We start from the raw sequence: 21422 nt of genomic DNA on the forward strand, positions 1-21422 counted from the left end.
ATGCCGAAGGATTCTTTTCCAAACGGATGCTGATGCTTGATCATGATGTGCTTGGGGGCGAACAATGAGAAAACTAAAAATAGGAATCACATGCTATCCGAGCGTTGGAGGCTCAGGTATCATTGCGACAGAACTGGGGAAGCAGCTTGCTGAAAAGGGACATGAAATCCATTTCATCACATCAAGCATTCCGTTTAGACTGAATACATATCATCCCAATATTCATTTTCATGAAGTTGAGGTTAATCAATATGCTGTTTTTAAGTATCCTCCGTATGATTTGACATTGGCAAGCAAAATCGCAGAGGTGGCGGAACGGGAGAATTTAGACATTATCCATGCTCACTATGCTCTCCCGCATGCCGTTTGCGCCTATCTTGCAAAACAAATGCTGAAACGCAATATCGGCATTGTTACCACTTTGCATGGCACGGATATCACGGTGTTAGGTTATGATCCGTCTCTAAAAGATCTGATCCGTTTTGCCATTGAGTCATCAGACAGGGTGACTGCCGTCTCCTCAGCGCTTGCGGCTGAAACATACGATTTAATTAAACCGGAGAAAAAAATTGAAACGATTTATAACTTTATAGACGAGCGTGTGTATCTGAAGAAAAACACAGCGGCAATTAAAGAGAAACATGGAATTTTACCAGATGAAAAAGTCGTCATCCATGTGTCCAACTTCAGAAAAGTTAAACGCGTGCAGGATGTCATCCGTGTGTTCCGCAATATCGCTGGCAAAACGAAAGCGAAGCTGCTTTTAGTCGGAGACGGTCCGGAGAAATCGACAGCCTGCGAGCTTATCAGAAAATATGGCTTGGAAGACCAAGTCTTAATGCTTGGAAATCAAGACCGTGTTGAAGAGCTTTATTCTATTAGCGATTTGAAGCTGCTGCTATCTGAAAAAGAAAGCTTCGGTCTTGTCCTGCTTGAAGCGATGGCTTGCGGAGTGCCTTGTATCGGAACAAACATTGGCGGTATCCCTGAGGTTATTAAAAACAATGTGAGCGGATTTTTGGTGGATGTCGGTGATGTTGCGGCTGCAACAGCCCGCGCGATGAGCATTTTAGAAGATGAACAGCTAAGCAATCGTTTTACAAAGGCGGCAATAGAGATGCTTGAAAATGAATTTTCTTCCCAAAAAATTGTCAGCCAGTATGAACAGATTTATGGCGATTTAGCAGAACCGGAGTGATCACATGGAAAAAGTTTTTATCAAAGCACTTCCCGTGCTCCGCATCTTAATCGAAGCGGGCCATCAGGCTTATTTTGTCGGGGGCGCAGTTCGTGACAGCTATATGAAACGAACGATCGGAGATGTCGATATCGCGACAGATGCGGCACCTGATCAAGTAGAACGGCTGTTTCAACGAACTGTTGATGTAGGCAAAGAGCACGGGACCATTATTGTGCTCTGGGAGGATGAAACCTATGAAGTCACGACATTCCGGACTGAATCTGATTATGTTGATTTCAGAAGACCGTCAGAAGTGCAATTTATCTCATCATTAGAAGAGGATCTAAAACGAAGAGATTTAACGATCAATGCGATGGCCATGACAGCGGACGGGAAGGTGCTTGATTATTTTGGCGGCAAGAAAGATATTGATCAGAAAGTGATTCGAACCGTTGGAAAGCCTGAGGATAGATTTCAAGAGGATGCGCTTCGTATGCTGAGAGCCGTACGCTTTATGAGTCAGCTTGGCTTTACGCTTTCACCGGAAACAGAAGAAGCCATTGCGAAAGAAAAATCACTCCTCTCCCATGTTTCAGTCGAACGAAAAACTATAGAGTTCGAGAAATTGCTGAAGGGAAGAGCTTCTCGCCAGGCGCTTCAAACGCTCATTCAAACGAGATTGTATGAAGAGCTTCCTGGTTTTTATCATAAACGAGAAAACCTGATTTCAACGAGTGAGTTTCCATTCTTCTCTTTAACATCCCGTGAGGAGCTTTGGGCTGCTCTTTTAATTAACCTTGGCATAGTTTTAAAAGACGCGCCCCTTTTCCTGAAAGCCTGGAAGCTCCCGGGAAAAGTGATCAAGGAAGCCATTCACATTGCCGATACGTTTGGCCAGAGCCTTGACGCAATGACAATGTACAGAGCTGGGGAAAAAGCACTGCTCTCAGCGGCCAAAATATCGCAGCTTCGTCAAAACGAAAAACTGGATGAAAAGAAACTGAAGGACATTCAGTACACTTATCAAAACCTGCCGATCAAAAGCCTTAAGGATCTTGATATCACGGGTAAGGACTTGCTTGCGCTTCGAAACCAGCAGGCCGGAAAATGGGTGTCGGAAGAATTACAGCGGATCGAGCAGGCTGTTGTGACAGGGAAGCTCTCCAATCAAAAGAAACACATAGAGGAGTGGCTGAAGACATGCGGTCAACATTAAGAAAAGACCTTATTGAATTATTTTCTCAGGCCGGCAATGAATTTATTTCCGGCCAAAAAATCAGTGATGCTCTCGGCTGTTCAAGAACTGCTGTGTGGAAGCATATTGAAGAGCTTCGGAAAGAGGGTTATGAAGTAGAAGCCGTTAGAAGAAAGGGATATCGGCTCATCAAAAAGCCCGGAAAACTCAGTGAAAGCGAAATTCGTTTTGGATTAAAAACGGAAGTGATGGGCCAGCATCTTATTTACCATGACGTTCTTTCAAGCACGCAAAAAACGGCTCATGAGCTCGCGAATAATAACGCACCGGAAGGCACCCTCGTGGTGGCTGACAAACAAACAGCCGGAAGGGGCCGAATGTCTAGGGTATGGCATTCTCAAGAAGGAAACGGTGTTTGGATGAGCCTGATTTTGCGGCCTGACATTCCGCTCCAAAAAACACCGCAGCTGACTCTTCTTGCTGCAGTAGCTGTTGTGCAGGGAATAGAAGAGGCAGCAGGCATCCAAACGGATATTAAATGGCCAAATGATATTTTGATTAACGGAAAAAAAACAGTCGGTATTCTAACGGAAATGCAGGCTGAAGAAGACCGCGTACGTTCAGTGATCATTGGGATCGGCATTAACGTTAACCAGCAGCCTAATGATTTTCCAGATGAATTGAAGGACATCGCGACAAGCCTCAGCCAAGCTGCTGGGGAAAAAATTGATCGGGCCGGCGTCATCCAGCATATTTTACTATGCTTTGAGAAACGGTACCGGGATTATATGACGCACGGATTTACGCCGATTAAGCTTTTATGGGAAAGCTATGCGCTCGGTATTGGCACTAATATGAGAGCCAGAACGTTAAACGGAACCTTTTACGGGAAGGCGTTAGGTATAGATGATGAAGGCGTTCTGCTTTTAGAAACGAACGAAGGCATTAAAAAAATCTATTCTGCCGATATCGAATTGGGCTAATGTGTTGGTACAAGCCCGTTGATTTTGGTATACTTCCATTGGGCAGTATCGCCTGCGAACTGCACCTATTATTAAAATAGATAGACATTGCAGCAGTCTGCCTTGATCCAAAAAAGGACTGGGACAGAGGGATGAAACTCGCCGAACTTTAGAAAGTGAAGAATCCTTCTCGTTGTAACGGAAGGTTTTTTGGCTTGCAGAAGAAAACGGCAGATCATCTCCTCTAAACATGAGGAGGAGAAAACATGAAAACAAAACTGGATTTTCTAAAAATGAAGGAGTCTGAAGAACCGATTGTCATGCTGACCGCTTATGATTATCCGGCAGCTAAACTTGCTGAACAAGCGGGAGTTGACATGATTTTAGTCGGTGATTCACTTGGAATGGTCGTCCTCGGCCTTGATTCAACTGTCGGTGTGACAGTTGCGGACATGATTCATCATACAAAAGCCGTTAAAAGGGGTGCGCCGAATACCTTTATTGTGACAGATATGCCGTTTATGTCTTATCACCTATCTAAGGAAGATACGCTGAAAAATGCAGCGGCTATCGTTCAGGAAAGCGGAGCTGACGCACTGAAGCTTGAGGGCGGAGAAGGCGTGTTTGAATCCATTCGCGCATTGACGCTTGGAGGCATTCCAGTAGTCAGTCACTTAGGTTTGACACCGCAGTCAGTCGGCGTACTGGGCGGCTATAAAGTACAGGGCAAAGACGAACAAAGCGCCAAAAAATTAATAGAAGACAGTATAAAATGCGAAGAAGCAGGAGCTATGATGCTTGTGCTGGAATGTGTGCCGGCAGAACTCACAGCCAAAATTGCCGAGACGCTAAGCATACCGGTCATTGGAATCGGTGCTGGTGTGAAAGCGGACGGACAAGTTCTCGTTTATCATGATATTATTGGCCACGGTGTTGAGAGAACACCTAAATTTGTAAAGCAATATACGCGCATTGATGAAACCATCGAAACAGCAATCAGCGGATATGTTCAGGATGTAAGACATCGTGCTTTCCCTGAACAAAATCATTCCTTTCAAATGAACCAGACAGTGCTGGACGGCTTGTACGGGGGAAAATAAGATGAGACAGATTACTGATATTTCACAGTTGAAAGAAGCCATAAAACAATATCATTCAGAGGGCAAGTCAATCGGATTTGTCCCGACGATGGGGTTTCTGCATGAGGGCCATCTAACCTTAGCAGACAAAGCAAGACAAGAAAACGACGCCGTTATTATGAGTATTTTTGTGAATCCTGCACAATTCGGCCCTAATGAAGATTTTGAAGCATATCCGCGCGATATTGAGCGGGATGCAGCTCTTGCAGAAAACGCCGGAGTCGATATTTTATTTACGCCAGATGCTCATGATATGTATCCCGGTGAAAAGAATGTCACGATTCATGTAGAAAGACGCACAGACGTGTTATGCGGGCGCTCAAGAGAAGGACATTTTGACGGGGTCGCGATCGTACTGACGAAGCTTTTCAACCTAGTCAAGCCGACTCGTGCCTATTTCGGTTTAAAGGATGCGCAGCAGGTAGCTGTTGTTGATGGGTTAATCAGTGACTTCTTCATGGATATTGAATTGGTTCCTGTCGATACGGTCAGAGAGGAAGACGGCTTAGCTAAAAGCTCTCGCAATGTATACTTAACAGCTGAGGAAAGAAAAGAAGCGCCTAAGCTGTATCGGGCCCTTCAAACAAGTGCGGAGCTGATCCAAGCCGGTGAAAGAGATCCTGAAGCGGTGATAAAAGCTGCAAAAGAAATCATTGAAACGACTAGCGGAACCATAGACTATGTAGAGCTTTATTCCTATCCGGAACTCGAGCCTGTGAATGAAATTGCTGGAAAGATGATTCTCGCTGTTGCAGTTGCTTTTTCAAAAGCGCGTTTAATAGATAATATCATTATTGATATTCGAGAAATGGAGAGAATATAATATGTATCGAACAATGATGAGCGGCAAACTTCACAGGGCAACTGTTACGGAAGCAAACCTGAACTATGTGGGAAGCATTACAATTGATGAAGATCTCATTGATGCTGTGGGAATGCTTCCTAATGAAAAAGTACAAATTGTGAATAATAATAATGGAGCACGTCTTGAAACGTATATTATTCCTGGTAAACGGGGAAGCGGCGTCATATGCTTAAACGGTGCAGCCGCACGCCTTGTGCAGGAAGGAGATAAGGTCATTATTATTTCCTACAAAATGATGTCTGATCAAGAAGCGGCAAGCCATGAGCCGAAAGTGGCTGTTCTGAATGATCAAAACAAAATTGAACAAATGCTGGGGAACGAACCAGCCCGTACAATTTTGTAGAAGAAAAGCCCCCTTTATCGGGGGTTTTCTTTTAAGATTTTGAGAGTAAAACGGTTTTGCCGCTCCATTTCCGTACAAAACGTGTTACACTTTTGTCGTATGCAAGAATTGAGGTGTCCATTTTAATGAATAAGCAACGGTTCGTTGTTATAGATGTAGAGACAACAGGGAATTCGCCGAAGAAAGGCGATAAAATCATACAAATCGCAGCGGTTGTAATCGAAAATGGACAAATTACTGAGCGGTTTTCAAAATACATTAATCCAAATAAATCAATCCCTGCTTTTATTGAGCAGCTTACTGGAATCTCTAATCAAATGGTCGAGAATGAACAGCCATTTGAAGCAGTTGCTGAAGAAGTATTCCAATTGCTTGACGGCGCTTATTTTGTCGCACACAATATCCATTTTGACCTTGGATTTGTCAAGTATGAGCTACATAAGGCGGGCTTTCAGCTCCCAGATTGTGAAGTGCTTGATACTGTCGAGCTCTCACGTATTGTTTTTCCGGGATTTGAAGGGTATAAGCTGACGGAATTAAGCGAGGAGCTTCAGCTGCGGCATGATCAGCCGCACCGGGCTGACAGCGATGCTGAAGTGACAGGGCTTATTTTTTTGGAAATCCTTGAAAAGCTGCGGCAGCTTCCTTATCCGACATTAAAGCAGTTAAGAAGGCTTTCGCAGCATTTCATCAGTGATCTGACGCATTTGTTGGATATGTTCATTAATGAAAACAGACATACCGAGATACCGGGCTATACGCGCTTTTCTTCGTTTTCTGTCAGAGAACCTGAAGCTATCGATGTTCGTATAAATGAGGACGAGAACTTCTCATTTGAGATCGAAAGCTGGGAAGCGGGAAATGAAAAAGCGCTGTCAGAGTTAATGCCTGGGTATGAAAAAAGAGACGGCCAAATGATGATGATGAGAGAGGTGGCTGATGCGTTTGCCAATCGTGAGCATGCGCTGATTGAAGCTCCTCCAGGCATCGGAAAAACGATTGGCTATCTTATTCCGGCTGCGCTTTTTGCCAAGAAATCAAAAAAGCCGGTCATAATCAGCACGTATTCGACGCTTTTACAGCAGCAGATTCTCACAAAGGATTTGCCGATTGTCCAAGATCTGTTTCCATTTCCGGTAACAGCGGCGATTTTAAAAGGGCAATCGCATTATTTATGCCTGTATAAATTTGAGCAGGTGCTTCATGAAGAAGATGATAATTATGATGCCGTACTGACAAAGGCACAGCTTCTCGTTTGGCTGACAGAGACAAATACAGGAGATGTAGCGGAACTGAATTTGCCTTCAGGCGGAAAATTGCTGTGGGACAGATTGGCTTATGACGATGACTCCTATAAAAGAAGTCGCAGTGAGCATGTGATCGGTTTTTACGAGCGGGCCAAACAGATTGCTTTGCGTTCCGATTTGGTGATCACCAATCATTCTCTTTTGCTGACCGATGAAGGCAGCCAGAAAAAAAGGCTTCCCGAAAGCGGCACATTTATTATTGATGAAGCACACCATTTTGAACGTGCGGCAAGCGAACATTTAGGGAAAAGAGCTACGTACATAGAATTGCATACGAAATTGAGCAGAATCGGCACTCTGAAGGAGCAGGGACTTCTAAAAAAGATGAGACAGCTATTCCAGCGAAACAGCCTGCCGGTTGATTCATTTTTCGAATTGGAAGAGTGGCTTCAGCACGTTCAAGCAGAAAGTGATGCTTTCTTCAGCTCTGTACATTCTTTTGTCAAACGAAGAAAACCTAAAGAAGACTTAAACCGTCTAGTGTTTAAGGTGAACAAAGAAAGCCAGGATAAAAGCTGGTCGATCTTAACAGATGGTGCGGAGAGGCTTTGTTCCATGCTGACACATTTGCAGCAGCTTTTTGAGGCGCAGTCATCCCTGATGGAAAAACATTTGAAGGGTATGAAGAGCAAAACCGTCTTTTTAGCCGATGAATACCAAAGAAGCATGAAAGGCTTGCAGCATTACTGTCAGACGTTGCGGAAGCTCTTCTTTGGGTCTGATGACGATGAAGCGGTTTGGATTGAAATAGATGCAAAGGGTGCGAAAAATGCAGTGGCCATTTACGCACAGCCTCTTGAACCTGGTGAACTTCTGGCTGATCAGTTTTTCGCGCGCAAAAATAGTGTGGTGCTGACATCTGCAACTCTTACAGTCGAAGGTTCTTTTCAATTTATGATTGAACGACTGGGACTGAGTGACTTTTTCCCGCGGACAATGAGAATTGAATCACCCTTTTCTTACGATGAGCGTATGCAGGTGATGATTCCAAAGGAAATGAAATCAATTCAGGATACAGGACAACCTGAATTTATACAGGATACAGCCCGTTATATCGAACTGATGGCAAAGGAAAAACAGCCTAAAATTCTTGTGCTGTTTACATCCCATGATATGTTGAAAAAGGTTCACCAGGAGCTCAAGCATAACATGAGTGCTTCCGGCATTCAGCTCTTGGCACAAGGGATTACAGGCGGAAGTCCCGGCAAACTGATGAAGACTTTTAAAACATCCAATCAGGCGATCCTGCTCGGAACAAATCATTTTTGGGAAGGCGTTGATTTCCCTGGTGATGAACTGACAACAGTAATGATCGTGAGGCTCCCATTCCGGTCCCCTGATCACCCGCTTCATGCTGCAAAATGTGAGTTTGCCCGCAAAAAAGGAAAGAATCCGTTTCAAACAGTGTCATTACCGGAAGCTGTGCTGACCTTCAGGCAAGGAATCGGACGCTTGCTGCGTTCTGCGGGAGACAAGGGAACGATTATGATATTGGACAGACGGATTAAAACCGCTGGTTACGGCCGGCTGTTTCTTGATGCCTTGCCGACAACCTCAGTATCCGAAATGACTGACAGCGAGCTTGAAGCTTATGTTGCAGGGGAAAAAGAATAAAAGCCGCATAAAGCGGCTTTTGCGGTGTGGGAGTAGGATGGTGTTTTATTTAAAAGCGGATTTCCCGCTCTGTGATACTAGTATGGCGTGTCCTGAAATGGAGTATGACTAACAATATTTGTTCAAACTGGAGGATGAAAAAATGGAAAGTAAAATCGAAATTCTTTCAACAATTAATGTAGAGCATTCTGATGATCTGTATAAAATTGTGGACACATTGAATCGTACATTGAAAAGAGACAATCTGATGTTCGGCCTTGCGCTGGATGAAGAAAACAAAAACCAAGCCGTTTTTACCATTTATCGTACGTAGGTGAGAAGATGAGAAAAAAAGCATTAATATTTACCGTCATTTTTGGTATTATTTTTTTAGCAGTACTTCTTGTCTCGGCAAGCATTTATAAATCAGCCATGGCACAAAAGGAAGAGGGGCACGAAGCAGCAGCTGCTGAAGCTAAAAAAGAAACCGATCTCGCCAATGTTGATCAAGTCGAAACATTTGTCGGAAAAGAAAAATATTATGTTGTAAAGGGAACGGATAAAAAAGGCACTGCATTATATGTCTGGGTTCCTGCCGATAAAAAAGCAAAAATTCTCTCAAAAGAAGCGAAAGAGGGAATCTCTGAAGACAAAGCGGCGAAAATCATAAAGGATGAAGGGCTGGTTTCAAAGCAAAAAGAGGTTCATCTGGCAAGAGAAGGAAACGTCCTGCTTTGGGAAGTGACGTACTTAGACAAAGAAGGGCAATACAGTTTAAGTTATGTGGACTTTACAACTGGAAAGATTCTCAAAAATATCACGCCTTAAGACGAATTAGGGGGAGTTCAAGTTGAAACTGGCAAAAAGAGTATCCGCATTAACACCATCAACCACACTGGCAATCACAGCGAAAGCGAAAGAACTGAAAGCCGCAGGCCATGATGTCATCGGCTTAGGAGCAGGCGAACCTGACTTCAATACACCGCAGCATATTATTGATGCCGCTGTGCGTTCGATGAACGAGGGCCATACGAAATACACGCCTTCCGGTGGTTTGGCTGAACTGAAAAACAGCATTGCAGAGAAATTTAAACGCGACCAGAATATTGAATACAAACCGTCTCAAATTATTGTCTGCACTGGTGCCAAACATGCTCTGTATACCCTTTTCCAAGTGATTTTGGATGAAGAAGATGAAGTTATTATTCCAACGCCTTACTGGGTAAGCTACCCGGAGCAGGTGAAACTCGCTGGCGGAAAGCCTGTTTATGTAGAAGGGCTTGAGGAAAATCACTTCAAAATTTCGCCTGAGCAGCTGAAAAATGCAATTACGGAAAAAACAAAAGCAATCGTTATTAACTCTCCAAGCAACCCGACTGGTGTCATGTATACGGAAGAAGAACTATCTGCGCTCGGTGAAGTGTGCCTTGAACATGATATCTTGATTGTGTCAGATGAAATTTATGAAAAACTTACATACGGCGGAAAGAAACATGTTTCCATTGCACAGCTGTCAGACAGACTGAAAGAGCAAACGGTCATTATAAACGGCGTATCGAAGTCCCACAGCATGACAGGCTGGAGAATCGGTTATGCGGCAGGCTCTGAAGACATTATTAAAGCGATGACGAACCTTGCAAGCCACAGCACGTCAAACCCGACATCAATCGCACAATACGGAGCGATTGCTGCTTATAACGGGCCTTCTGAGCCATTGGAAGAAATGAGAGAAGCATTTGAACATAGATTAAATACGATCTATGCAAAGCTCATAGAAATCCCAGGGTTCAGCTGTGTGAAGCCGGAAGGTGCTTTTTACTTGTTCCCAAATGCAAAAGAGGCAGCTCAATCTTGCGGTTTCAAAGATGTAGATGAATTTGTTAAAGCGCTTCTCGAGGAGGAAAAAGTTGCGATTGTTCCAGGATCCGGATTTGGCTCTCCTGAGAATGTCCGTCTTTCTTATGCAACATCGTTAGATCTTCTTGAAAAAGCCATTGAAAGAATCAAGCGTTTTGTAGAAAAACATAGCTAACAGATCAAAAAGCGGCTGACACAAAAGCCGCTTTTTATCTGCATTGACCCGGTTAGTTAAGAGCGGGTATAATAAAGTGATGATAAAAGAGTTCGCGGGGCAATGAGCTTCCGAATGTCTTTCTTGTTTTGGAGGGAAATATGTTGAAAACAACAATCAACCAAGTGTACAAGCACGTAGGTGAGGAAGTAACGATCGGAGCTTGGGTCGCTAATAAGCGTTCAAGCGGGAAAATTGCGTTTTTACAGCTTCGGGACGGTACCGGTTTTATTCAGGGTGTCGTAGTAAAAGCGGAAGTGGAAGAAAGCATTTTCCAAACAGCTAAATCAGTGACGCAGGAAACGTCGCTCTATATAAAAGGGATTGTCAAAGAGGACGAGCGTTCTCCGCTTGGATATGAACTTGCTGTGACAGATATTGAAGTCATTCACGAAGCGACCGATTATCCAATTACACCAAAAGAACACGGAACGGAATTTTTGATGGATCACAGACATTTATGGCTACGTTCAAAGCGCCAGCATGCGATCATGAAAATCCGTAATGAAATCATTCGCGCGACTTACGAATTCTTTAATAACGAAGGCTTCGTAAAAGTGGATCCGCCGATTTTGACTGGAAGCGCACCTGAAGGAACAACAGAACTCTTTGCGACAAAGTACTTTGATGAAGATGCATATCTGTCTCAAAGCGGCCAGCTCTACATGGAAGCTGCGGCAATGGCTTTAGGAAAAGTATTCTCTTTCGGACCGACATTCAGAGCGGAAAAGTCTAAAACAAAGCGTCACTTAATCGAATTCTGGATGATCGAACCGGAAATGGCGTTTGTAGAATTTGAAGAAAACCTTCAAGTACAGGAAAATTACGTTTCTTTCATCGTGCAATCAGTTCTTAAGAATTGCAAAATTGAATTAAACACATTGGGAAGAGACACGTCAAAACTTGAGCAAATCAAAGCCCCGTTCCCAAGAATCACGTATGATGAAGCGATTGAATTTCTGAAAGAAAAAGGCTTTGACGATATCGAGTGGGGAGATGATTTCGGAGCGCCTCATGAAACAGCGATTGCTGAACATTATGACAAACCGGTATTCATCACTCGCTATCCGACGTCCTTAAAACCGTTCTATATGCAGCCGGCTTCTGACCGTGAGGACGTTGTGCTTTGCGCTGACTTGATTGCGCCGGAAGGCTATGGAGAAATCATCGGCGGGTCTGAACGGATTCACGATATGGAACTTTTGGAATCGCGTCTTAAAGAACATGGACTGGATTCTGACGCATATAAATGGTATGCTGAACTTAGAAAATATGGATCAGTTCCTCATTCCGGCTTCGGCCTTGGATTAGAGCGGACAGTAGCTTGGATCAGCGGAGCGCCTCACGTTCGTGAAACGATCCCGTTCCCAAGACTGTTAAACCGTCTGTATCCGTAATACATTCAAATGAAACAAAAAAGAGTCTCCTGCAAGGGAGACTTTTTACAGTAAAGGGGCAATCACAATCCTTTACAGTAAGAGGTGTGACGATGAAAAAACAGCAATTTATTGATATGCAGGAGCAGGGAACATCAACCATCCCCAATCTTCTGCTTACGCATTATAAACAGCTTGGGCTTAATGAAACAGAACTTATTCTGCTGTTAAAAATTAAAATGCATTTAGAAAAAGGATCATATTTTCCTACACCGAATCAGCTGCAGGAAGGTATGTCAATTTCTGTTGAAGAATGCACAAACAGATTGCGGATGTTTATTCAAAAAGGCTTTCTGTTTATTGAAGAATGCGAGGATCAAAACGGCATCAAATTTGAGAAATATTCTCTTCAGCCTTTATGGGGGAAACTGTACGAGTATATTCAGCTTGCACAGAATCAAACACAGGAAAGAAAAGCAGAAGGGGAACAAAAAAGCCTTTATACCATTTTTGAGGAAGAGTTCGCAAGGCCGTTATCGCCTTTGGAGTGTGAAACGCTGGCGATCTGGCAGGACCAGGATCAGCATGACGCACAACTGATCAAACACGCGTTAAAAGAGGCTGTACTATCAGGAAAACTCAGTTTCCGCTACATTGACCGGATTTTGTTTGAATGGAAGAAAAACGGGCTTAAAACTGTGGAGCAGGCAAAAATACACAGCCAAAAATTCCGGCGTGTACAAGCAAAGCAGAATGAACCGCAAAAAGAGTATAAAAGGCAGGTTCCTTTTTACAATTGGCTTGAACAATAAAGTGAAAAGGTGACAATCGTGTTAAATCTAAAACAAATTGAATTCTGTTTAGACAAGATAGGTGACATGTTTCCTCATGCGGAGTGTGAACTGGTTCATTCCAATCCTTTTGAATTAGTGGTGGCTGTTGCTTTATCTGCGCAATGTACAGATGCACTTGTAAACAGAGTGACCAAAACATTATTCCAAAAATATAAACGGCCGGAAGACTATTTGGCTGTTCCGCTGGAAGAGCTTCAGCAGGATATTAAATCAATCGGTTTATATCGTAATAAAGCGAAAAATATTCAAAAGCTGAGTAAAATGATTATTGAAGATTACGGCGGAGAAGTGCCGAGAGACCGCGATGAGCTTGTCAAACTGCCAGGGGTCGGGAGAAAGACTGCAAACGTAGTGGTATCCGTTGCGTTTGGCGTGCCGGCCATTGCCGTAGATACCCATGTGGAGAGAGTCAGCAAACGATTGGGCATTTGCCGGTGGAAGGACTCGGTTCTGGAAGTTGAAAAGACGCTGATGCGCAAGGTTCCCAAAGAAGACTGGTCCGTTACGCATCACCGGCTTATTTTCTTCGGCAGATATCACTGTAAAGCCCAATCTCCGCGCTGTGCGGAGTGTCCGCTGCTTTCTTTGTGCAGAGAAGGGCAGAAGAGGGATAAAAAAGGACTGGTGAAACGATGACGCAAGCAAAAGAAGTGTTGGCTTCCTATGAGCAATACTTGCGCAGTCTTGACCAGAAGAGTTCCTCGGATATGAAGAAAACCTTGCAGACCAATCCCGTGTATTTTGATTTCTGCACGGAATTACAAGGCGATTTGCCATGGGAGGACAGCGGCAAGTATGTTCCGCTTTTATTTGAAGTGTGGGATGACATCAAAGCATCACTTCTTCCAGTCTTTCAAACACGAAAATCGAGATGTGACCAAAACGAAATGTTAAAGGGCATTGTGTGTTTGCTGGCTTCGTTACATTGGACAGCAGGTGAGCCGGTGAAATCGCTCGATTGGCAAGAACTGAGAGAGAAATCATATCCCGCAAAGCCGATTAATTGGGCTGAACGAGTGGAATTTATTCTTCTTAAGCCGACCCAATACCATTGCTTTATTCAGCTTGACGAGCTGATTACCGAAATGAAAAAGCATTTTTATAAATATCATGCGATGAATCGATAAAACCTCCTGTTAAAACGGGAGGTTTTTTATTGTGTACCAAAAAAGCCATCACCCCAAAGGTGACGGCTTTTTTGGTTAATTTGTTTTTTCAATTGATGATGAGTTTGTTTGTGTTTTATTAGATGTGTCTGTTTTATTTTTATTCGTGTCAGTACCTGTTGAGTCATTCGTATCTGAGTTCGAATCACCATCCGACGTATCCTGGTTGTTGCTGTTATTACTGTTATTGTTATTACTATTGTTAGATTGGTCTTGGTTACTGTTGTCAGACGGATTGGTGTTCGTGTTGTCTTGTTTTTTGTCTTGATCATTTGTTGAATCATCTGTCTGATCTTGATCCGTCTTACCGTCATCTTTTTGAGAATCATCAGTTTGTGTATCATCCTGAGTCTTCTCATCATCTTGTTTTTCATCATCCGTTTGCTGCTGGTCTTTTTTATCTTCATCGTCTTCAGCTTTTGGCACCTCATAGGATGTGGAAGCTGTACTTTTGCCATCATCACTGACGGCTGTTACTTCGAATTTGTATACAGATCCTGGCTGCACACCCGAAATGACTGCCTCTTTTGCAGAGCTGTTTTGAATTTCCGAGTAGCTGCCGCCGTCAACAGATTGCTTTACAGCAAAGGTTGCATCTCCATCATAATTCCAGCTTAACGTTAAAGATTGATTGTCTTTATCGTATTTCACGTTTAAACCAGACAATTTAGCTGTTTCCTCTTTTTCTTCTTTCTCATATGTTTTAGAAACAGTAGAAGGAGCTGTGCCTTTAACAAAGTACTCTGTGAGCTTCTTATCGCTTGGCGTATTTGGCCCTGCCAATTTTGCAGGGTTTGAGCCTTTTTCTACAGAGGCTTCCACTACGCTGTCAGGTTTCTCAAATGATCCGCTTCCGTCATCGACATCGGCGATGAGCTGGGCGAAGATGCGCTTTGCAATCTGTTGCTCTGTTTTATTTAAAGATTTTTTTCCTATCTTATTTTGAGAATCTACACCTGTCCAAACAGCAGCGGTATATTGAGGTGTATATCCTACAAACCAAGAATCTGGTACACCGCCTTGTGCGATATTGTATTTTTGCATATCCGCTTCATCAAAGTTTGTTGTACCTGTTTTACCTGCAACTTCCACTCCCGGAACTTGTGCAAGCTGTCCAGTACCTGTTTTAACAGCTGTTTTCAGCATATCTGTAATCATAAACGCAGTATAATCGCTCATTGCTGACTTTGATTTTGGTGTTAAATCAAGCTTTGTGCCATCGTTAAATTCAATAGACTTTACAAAATGCGGTTCGTTATATGTTCCGTTATTTCCGAATGCACTGTATGCTCCAGCCATAGTTAGAGTAGAGACACCGGGATTACCTTCTCCGAATCCTCCGATAGAATATGATTCATACACTTTTTCTTTATTTAATCCGAGCCCCAGTCCATTAGCAAAATCAACTGCTGCATCTTTTCCGACTGCTTGGAATGCTTTTAGAGCCGGAATGTTACGTGATTGGGCGAGGGCTTCACGCATAGACATGACCCCTTTATAGGAACGGTCAAAGTCTCGAATAGGTGTTCCATCTGAATACGTGTAAGCTGAGTCATCAATTTGCTCGTAAGTTGACCATTTTTTATTTTCAATCACTGGACCGTAGTCGAGAATAGGTTTAATGGTAGACCCAGGCTGTCGCTGGGCTTGGGTCGCGTAATTATAGCCACCAACCGTAGAATCTCTTCCGGAGCCAATCGCCCGCACTTCTCCGGTTTTCGTATCGAGAAGCGTCACACCGCCCTGCATGCCTTCAGTAAATCCGACGGTGTCTCCGTCCATTAATTCATCTAGTTTATCTTGTGCTTTTGTATCTAATGTCGTATAGATCTTTAATCCGTCAGCAGATGGATCGACATCAGATTTTTCATCAATTTCCTTCATAACCTCTTCAACAAATGCGCTGTATTTGTTTGTACTTGCTTTTTCATATTCCTTCTGTGACACGACGCCTTCGTCTTTCACTGCCACTTTTTTCGCTTTGTTATATTGAGAATCAGAAATAAATCCTTGCTTTTTCATCAGACTGAGTACGATGTTCCGTCGTTTTTCCGCTTTATCCGGGTTTTTAACGGGATTGTACGCTGTCGGGCTTTGCGGCATTCCTGCAAGCGTCGCAGCCTGTTCGACAGTCAATTTGCTTAAATCTGTAACGCCGAAAAATTCTTCCGCCGCTTTTCCGATTCCGTATGCTCTAGGAGAAAAATAAATCCGGTTTAAATACATTTCTAAAATTTCATCTTTAGAGTAATTGCGCTCCAGCTGAATCGAAAGCCATACTTCCTGCACCTTCCGTTTCAACGTCTTCTGATGTGAAAGAAGGGAGTTTTTGACGACCTGCTGGGTGATCGTACTTCCGCCTTCAGCCCCGAAGCCGTCTTTAAAGTTGGCAACTAAAGCACCGCCGATACGGACAGGGTCAATCCCGTGGTGCTCATAAAAACGAGCGTCTTCTGTCGCGATAAAGGCTTCTTTTACAACATCAGGAATTTCATCTATCGAGACGTAGGTCCGTTTTTCGGCGCCGACTTCGGCGATCTCTTTTCCATTTTTATCATAAATCGTTGATGAATAAGGCGTCTTCAATTTGCTTTCATCAAGAGACGGCGCATCAGAAACCATGACGGCAAATGTAACAGCACCGCCGACTACGCCTAAAACAAACAGAATGAGTAAAGTGAAAAGGGTCTTTTTAAACAATCCGCCCTTTTTTCGTTTCTTGCCTTTTTTCGGTGAAGGACTCGACTTGCTGTTCGCTTTTCGCCGAGCTTCACGGCTGTTAAATTGATCTGACATAACATCTCAACCTTTCGTTAATCAACCTTTCGCACCAGATGATGGCGAAAAATAAAGCTGTTCAATAATACTAATATAATCAATTCTGGGTGCGTATCCAAGAGAAATCGGATAAGCTGTTTCTTCCAACTCATCTTTTCGAATTGATTTTCTGCCGTTTTTTTCTTTTCTGTCCCAGAAATAAAACAGCTTATCGGCTTCCAAAAAATAAACCTGGTCGAAAGCGGATATAATAACAAAACAAATACCGTCTTGAGCCTTTACCTGCTTCATATGCTCGATTTGATGGTCATGAAAATTCTGCAGGGGGAAAGAGGTCTTGTTTTTCGTTTCTTTCGCCTCAAAATCAATATACCGCCCTTTGTAAATCCCATTGTAGTCTGTTGTCGATGATTGTTTAAAGTAAGCTTCTTTAATCACTGCGGCACTTCTTTTTGGATAATGGACATTTACAATTTGAACAGGTGTCGGCTTTTTGTGTATAACGGCAATTTGGTTTGTCAGATAATACTTATTCGTTTCGTTTAAGTCATCTTCGAGGGTCATTCCGCGATTGCTGTAAGACGGGGCCCTTTTCTGACTGTTTTGGGATGAAACCGAATGTTTCGGCTGAAATGTTTTTCCGTTAGGATACCGAATCACTTTCTCATCCTCCTTATTAAACTAATCATGACGGAAGTGAATGAACGTGCAAGAACAACAGACCATCAAAAAGCTTCTGAGCCGGATTGAGCGGCAGACAAAAATAAAAAACGCGGATAACATTTCAAGAACAAATGCTTATAAAGCATTTTACGACCGTCATCCGGAAATCAAATGGTCGCTTTTGGCTTCTTTCGTTTCTCGTAATGCAGGCTGGTCAATGACTGACTTAAAAGGCAGTCTGTTTCAGCTTGGACTCCGTGAGAGACAGCAAAAATGGTTCTTTTTAGCCTATGAAAGAGCGAACTGGCTTATATTTTCGGATGCCTATCCGCAGCTTCTATTATACCAATGGTCAAAAAGAGTCGGGAAACCGCTGTTTCATCTGCTGCATGTGTTTGGCGTCTCACAATTTATGATGGAAGAATGGACCCGTTTTTGGCATGAGCGAAATACGGAGCGGCTAATGTATGCCCTCATTATAAATGAACAAAACACTATCCAAACACCTATTATACAAAATCCTTCGTTTAAAAAGAATGTTTTTGACACGATTCCTTTTTATTTAAGTGATTGGTTACATTTTAACACCGTTATTTTTCCTTCCTCAAATGGGTTTCTTTACGGCATTTCAGTGAAACGCTTTTCAAAGGCGGAGGAAAGGATAAGGCTGGGAAAGCAGCTGTCTCAATTGCTGTTCAAGCCAGAATTGTTCTCCTCTTTTTATCACTTTTTGCACACAGTGCCGCACACAGGTTCCCGTTTTGATATGGAAAAGATAATCGGGATTACAAAAAGAACATCTCCTATGCTAAGGACATGCTACCCTGAGTTAATCCACTCATTAGACGGAACGAAAACAGATTGGTTTCATGGAAAGATAAAGAAAACGTTCTTTAGGCGCGAGGAATTGCCGAAGCAGATTGAATTGACAGACTGGTATTTACATAAAAAGCGCCAGCTTCATGCGCTTTTTGCGGTGGAGCAGTGGCTGAAAAAATAAAGAAGCAAGGAAATTCCTTGCTTCTTACGTAGAAGGGCGGTTCGGGCCGCCTAATTTTTTATCTAAAGAATCGATTGCCTTTGATTCAGTCTTTTTTTGCTGGCCGGCTTTTTTCGGTCTTGTTTTCATACGGCACCTCCTCACAAGTATCGTTTGCATTAACGAGGAGGATCATACAATTTTTGCGGGTGTTTTTGTCGAAAACTTCAGCTTTTCGTGGAATACCTGTTTGTTTGGCGATTTGCTTCTAGTTTTGTCATGAGGAAGGAAAGAGCCTTGAGAGCAAAGAATTTTAACCGGGAGAGACGAGGAAAGGGAGGTACACGAATGTCCGGTTATGTTAGCAAGACAGATATTCTCCGTATGCTTTCTGATATAGAAGATGAATTAACGCGAGCTGAGCAAAGCCTGAATCATTCTGTAAATGCATTAGAGGCTGAGATGCGGGAAACGGAAAACGATCGCCTGAGTGTGCTGGAAGAAGAAATCATAGATCTTCATATTTGTATAAATGAGCTGTATCAATCGCCTGAACACAGGTATGCGTTCGAGAAGGTATACCGCATCGGCTGAATTTGCGAGTGAAATTTGGTACGATAGGCATTGAGGTGAAAGATATTGCTATCACAAACTTTGCTGGAAATGACCGAGCAAATGATTGAAGTTGCTGAAAAAGGCGCTGATCGGTATCAGGAAGGGAAAAACAGTAATCATTCTTATGATTTTTTTGAGACGATAAAGCCTGCAGTTGAAGAGAATGATGAACTGGCCGCTCGCTGGGCAGAGGGTGCTCTTGAATTGATAAAAGTCCGCCGGCCTAAATATGTGCATAAAGAGCAAATTGAGACCGTAAAGGATAATTTCCTGGAATTGGTCCTTCAATCATATGTTCATCATATTCATAAAAAACGATTCAAGGACATCACTGAGTCAGTCCTTTATACATTGCACGCAGTAAAGGATGAAATTGCAAGAGAAGACAGCCGGTAAAAGGCTGTCTTCTTTTCTTTTTTATAGGGGGCCGGACGTTAATTCATCTCATATGCCGGGCTTTCTGCTCCATTTGCTTCGAGAACCTTCATACTGTTACGAAACTCAGTTATGCTGAGATGTCCTTGAATATAGAGGAACTTGGCAAAGTCCATCAGTTTATTCATACAGTCTGTTTCATATTTCTTCATTTCTGCAAAACGTTTGCTTAAGTATGATACGTTCATTATGGTGCATCCCCTCTCATCTGTATTGAAAATATGGTACCATAATGATTCGACTTTTTTCTGTTTTTAAAAAATTTAAACTTTCGACACAATTTGACAAATGCTAATCATCACTTGTGACACAAACAATAGAAGTCATTCATACATATATAGAAGAGAAATATGTTGTGTTTAGGGGGGAATCGCAATGAACGGGAGCTCTCGAAGCTATCCTCGGCAAATGGGCTATTATTATCCTCAGCAAATGCAAGGATATTATCAGCAGGCTGCACCCGGTTATTTAGAGCAACAACTGCCTCAGCAGCATTATGGACAGCAGGATTATTATCAGCCTTATGCTCCGATTCAGCCTATGCCTATGCAGCCGCCTGTATTTTCTAACCCTTATCCTATCCCAAGGCCTAATCAACAGCAGCCTTCGCAATTTCAAAGCATTATGTCGCAGTTTAAAAAAGCCAATGGGCAATTTGATTTTAATAAAATGATGGATACGACAGGTCAAGTAATGAGTGCAATGAATCAGGTCGGATCTTTAATAAAGGGATTTACCAGCTTTTTTAAATGATAGAAGCATGAATGAATCGTTCATTCATGCTTATTTTTTGGAAAGAAAAGTGTCATTGTCTGCTCGTTCCAAGACGTTTCCATATCTTCTTGGCGAACTTCATAAGGCAGCTGAACCGTTCTTGTCATGCTTGTAAAGGTAGCCTCATTTTGGTGTTTCTGTTTTTCTTGGAGTGTTACATGGAGATACCTCGATTTAACTTCAACGACGATCTCGCCATCTCGAAACGTCGCCGGAATGGTAATATCGATATACAGCCCAGTATCTCTTTCTCTGACATGTATGGTAGTCTGCACATCCTTTAAACTCGAGTTGACCAGGTTCTGAAATCCGTTTATAAGGTTGCCGAACGCTGAGGATTGAAAAAGAGTGTCGATTGCCTCCGTTATGATTTCTTCTTTCTTTTGCAGTTCGTTCTTTTTGTCATCATAGAATTCCAATTTCGCCACCGCCTTTTTTAACCAGATTATGCGTCTATGCCAGATGTTGTTATAAATTGAAGCAAAATTGAAAGTGTGGTTAAATAGTGGTGAATGAAGGGATAACGGTTGAAGTGAATGAGAAGGGAGAAAATACATTGCTGAAAAAATTATTCGGAATGGGCAAAACTCAGGAAAAGGTGACAGAAGAGGTTATTTATTCTCCGGCAGACGGTACAGTAATGGACCTGTCAGATGTACCGGACCCTGTTTTTTCACAGAAAATGATGGGAGAAGGAATAGCGGTGGAACCTTCTAGCGGTGAAATCGTTTCTCCCGCTGAAGGTGAAGTCATTCAGATTTTCCACACCAAACACGCCGTTGGCATTCGGACTCGCTCGGGAATTGAGCTGTTAATTCATGTCGGGCTGGAGACAGTCAATATGAACGGAGAAGGATTTACTGCCCACATTAAAGAAGGGGATAAAGTGAAGGTCGGTGACCCGCTGATTACATGTGATTTGGAATTAATAAAAGAAAAAGCGAGCAGCACAGTCATCCCAATCGTTATAATGAATGGTGAGGCTGTAGGATCAATTGTGCCGGCAGGCGAAAAGGCTGCTCGTAAAGGCGAATCAAAGCTCCTTACAATAAAAGCGAAATAAGCAGGGCGTATGCCTTGCTTTTTTTATTCAACTGTATAAAATTTGCACCTAGCCATGCAAACAA

25 protein-coding genes are annotated in these 21422 nt (G+C 42.8%); 20 read left to right on the forward strand and 5 right to left on the reverse strand.

What is annotated here, in order from left to right; genetic code table 11:
* The 15 genes from FB592_RS21190 to FB592_RS17860 all read left to right on the forward strand — a co-directional run.
* A partial coding sequence (locus FB592_RS21190; RefSeq protein WP_260438922.1) for a hypothetical protein occupies nt 1-68 on the forward strand: 68 nt, incomplete at its 5' end.
* Nucleotides 65-1198: an N-acetyl-alpha-D-glucosaminyl L-malate synthase BshA gene (bshA, locus tag FB592_RS17795; protein WP_021481533.1), complete on the forward strand. Its 1134-nt coding sequence runs from the start codon at nt 65-67 to the stop codon at nt 1196-1198. The genes FB592_RS21190 and bshA, both read left to right, overlap by 4 nt.
* A gap of 4 nt (nt 1199-1202) precedes the next feature.
* Nucleotides 1203-2396 carry a CCA tRNA nucleotidyltransferase gene (locus FB592_RS17800; RefSeq protein WP_141949915.1) on the forward strand — a complete coding sequence of 398 codons (1194 nt, stop codon included), beginning with the start codon at nt 1203-1205 and terminating at the stop codon, nt 2394-2396.
* Nucleotides 2381-3358: a bifunctional biotin--[acetyl-CoA-carboxylase] synthetase/biotin operon repressor gene (locus FB592_RS17805; protein ID WP_003230650.1), complete on the forward strand. Its 978-nt coding sequence runs from the start codon at nt 2381-2383 to the stop codon at nt 3356-3358. Before FB592_RS17800 ends, FB592_RS17805 begins: the two co-directional genes overlap by 16 nt.
* 245 nt (nt 3359-3603) lie before the next feature.
* Nucleotides 3604-4437, forward strand: coding sequence for a 3-methyl-2-oxobutanoate hydroxymethyltransferase (panB, locus tag FB592_RS17810; protein ID WP_141949917.1), 834 nt, complete (start codon nt 3604-3606; stop codon nt 4435-4437).
* A gap of 1 nt (nt 4438) precedes the next feature.
* Nucleotides 4439-5299 (forward strand): pantoate--beta-alanine ligase, encoded by an 861-nt coding sequence (gene panC, locus FB592_RS17815; RefSeq protein WP_024571841.1) that lies wholly within the window; start codon nt 4439-4441, stop codon nt 5297-5299.
* 1 nt (nt 5300) lies between these two features.
* A complete protein-coding gene (gene panD / locus FB592_RS17820; protein WP_003225586.1) occupies nt 5301-5684 on the forward strand; it encodes an aspartate 1-decarboxylase in 384 nt (127 codons plus the stop codon).
* A gap of 125 nt (nt 5685-5809) precedes the next feature.
* Nucleotides 5810-8605, forward strand: a complete 2796-nt coding sequence (gene dinG / locus FB592_RS17825; RefSeq protein ID WP_141949919.1) for an ATP-dependent DNA helicase DinG — start codon at nt 5810-5812, stop codon at nt 8603-8605.
* 142 nt (nt 8606-8747) lie between these two features.
* Nucleotides 8748-8918, forward strand: coding sequence for a YpmA family protein (locus FB592_RS17830; protein ID WP_003225588.1), 171 nt, complete (start codon nt 8748-8750; stop codon nt 8916-8918).
* Nucleotides 8919-8926: 8 nt separating this feature from the next.
* Nucleotides 8927-9412, forward strand: a complete 486-nt coding sequence (gene tseB / locus FB592_RS17835; protein WP_014477164.1) for a cell wall elongation/penicillin-binding protein regulator TseB — start codon at nt 8927-8929, stop codon at nt 9410-9412.
* Between the two features lie 22 nt (nt 9413-9434).
* On the forward strand, nt 9435-10616 hold the full coding sequence (aspB, locus tag FB592_RS17840; protein WP_003230667.1) for an aspartate transaminase AspB: 1182 nt from the start codon (nt 9435-9437) through the stop codon (nt 10614-10616).
* A gap of 143 nt (nt 10617-10759) precedes the next feature.
* Nucleotides 10760-12052 carry an asparagine--tRNA ligase gene (asnS, locus tag FB592_RS17845; RefSeq protein ID WP_004398777.1) on the forward strand — a complete coding sequence of 431 codons (1293 nt, stop codon included), beginning with the start codon at nt 10760-10762 and terminating at the stop codon, nt 12050-12052.
* A 92-nt stretch (nt 12053-12144) separates the two neighbouring features.
* A complete protein-coding gene (gene dnaD / locus FB592_RS17850) occupies nt 12145-12843 on the forward strand; it encodes a DNA replication protein DnaD (protein ID WP_004398499.1) in 699 nt (232 codons plus the stop codon).
* 18 nt (nt 12844-12861) lie between these two features.
* A complete protein-coding gene (gene nth, locus FB592_RS17855) occupies nt 12862-13521 on the forward strand; it encodes an endonuclease III (protein WP_009967580.1) in 660 nt (219 codons plus the stop codon).
* On the forward strand, nt 13518-14012 hold the full coding sequence (locus FB592_RS17860; RefSeq protein ID WP_015383948.1) for a YpoC family protein: 495 nt from the start codon (nt 13518-13520) through the stop codon (nt 14010-14012). Before nth ends, FB592_RS17860 begins: the two co-directional genes overlap by 4 nt.
* A gap of 75 nt (nt 14013-14087) precedes the next feature.
* Here FB592_RS17860 and FB592_RS17865 read toward each other — a convergent pair whose 3' ends face one another.
* Together FB592_RS17865 and recU are read right to left on the reverse strand one after the other, a co-directional pair.
* Complete coding sequence (locus FB592_RS17865; RefSeq protein ID WP_038429203.1) at nt 14088-16847, reverse strand: transglycosylase domain-containing protein; 2760 nt, start codon at nt 16845-16847, stop codon at nt 14088-14090.
* 21 nt (nt 16848-16868) lie between these two features.
* A complete protein-coding gene (recU, locus tag FB592_RS17870) occupies nt 16869-17489 on the reverse strand; it encodes a Holliday junction resolvase RecU (RefSeq protein WP_004399067.1) in 621 nt (206 codons plus the stop codon).
* A 40-nt stretch (nt 17490-17529) separates the two neighbouring features.
* On the opposite strand from recU, the gene FB592_RS17875 reads away from it, so the two are divergent.
* On the forward strand, nt 17530-18492 hold the full coding sequence (locus FB592_RS17875) for a DUF2515 domain-containing protein (RefSeq protein ID WP_134991240.1): 963 nt from the start codon (nt 17530-17532) through the stop codon (nt 18490-18492).
* Nucleotides 18493-18516: 24 nt separating this feature from the next.
* On the opposite strand, the gene sspM is transcribed toward FB592_RS17875, so the two are convergent.
* The gene (sspM, locus tag FB592_RS17880; RefSeq protein WP_003225606.1) at nt 18517-18621 is read right to left on the reverse strand and encodes an acid-soluble spore protein SspM; all 105 of its coding nucleotides are present in this window, start codon (nt 18619-18621) and stop codon (nt 18517-18519) included.
* A gap of 198 nt (nt 18622-18819) precedes the next feature.
* Between sspM and FB592_RS17885 the strand changes: the two genes are divergently transcribed.
* Nucleotides 18820-19065 carry a DUF5446 family protein gene (locus FB592_RS17885; RefSeq protein ID WP_021481526.1) on the forward strand — a complete coding sequence of 82 codons (246 nt, stop codon included), beginning with the start codon at nt 18820-18822 and terminating at the stop codon, nt 19063-19065.
* A gap of 45 nt (nt 19066-19110) precedes the next feature.
* Nucleotides 19111-19482, forward strand: coding sequence for a YppE family protein (locus tag FB592_RS17890; protein WP_021481525.1), 372 nt, complete (start codon nt 19111-19113; stop codon nt 19480-19482).
* A 38-nt stretch (nt 19483-19520) separates the two neighbouring features.
* On the opposite strand, the gene FB592_RS17895 is transcribed toward FB592_RS17890, so the two are convergent.
* Entirely contained in the window at nt 19521-19709 is a 189-nt protein-coding gene (locus FB592_RS17895; protein ID WP_003230690.1) for a YppF family protein, read from the reverse strand.
* Between the two features lie 187 nt (nt 19710-19896).
* On the opposite strand from FB592_RS17895, the gene FB592_RS17900 reads away from it, so the two are divergent.
* Nucleotides 19897-20274, forward strand: a complete 378-nt coding sequence (locus tag FB592_RS17900; protein ID WP_015251832.1) for a YppG family protein — start codon at nt 19897-19899, stop codon at nt 20272-20274.
* 20 nt (nt 20275-20294) lie between these two features.
* Here the strand turns inward: FB592_RS17900 and FB592_RS17905 are convergent, their stop codons facing one another.
* A complete protein-coding gene (locus FB592_RS17905) occupies nt 20295-20714 on the reverse strand; it encodes an Hsp20/alpha crystallin family protein (RefSeq protein WP_021481524.1) in 420 nt (139 codons plus the stop codon).
* A gap of 137 nt (nt 20715-20851) precedes the next feature.
* On the opposite strand from FB592_RS17905, the gene FB592_RS17910 reads away from it, so the two are divergent.
* Nucleotides 20852-21358, forward strand: a complete 507-nt coding sequence (locus FB592_RS17910; RefSeq protein ID WP_015483368.1) for a PTS sugar transporter subunit IIA — start codon at nt 20852-20854, stop codon at nt 21356-21358.
* The last annotated feature ends 64 nt before the right edge of the window (nt 21359-21422 follow it).

Source organism: Bacillus sp. SJZ110 (assembly GCF_006715455.1).
Taxonomy (GTDB): Bacteria; Bacillota; Bacilli; order Bacillales; family Bacillaceae; genus Bacillus; species Bacillus subtilis.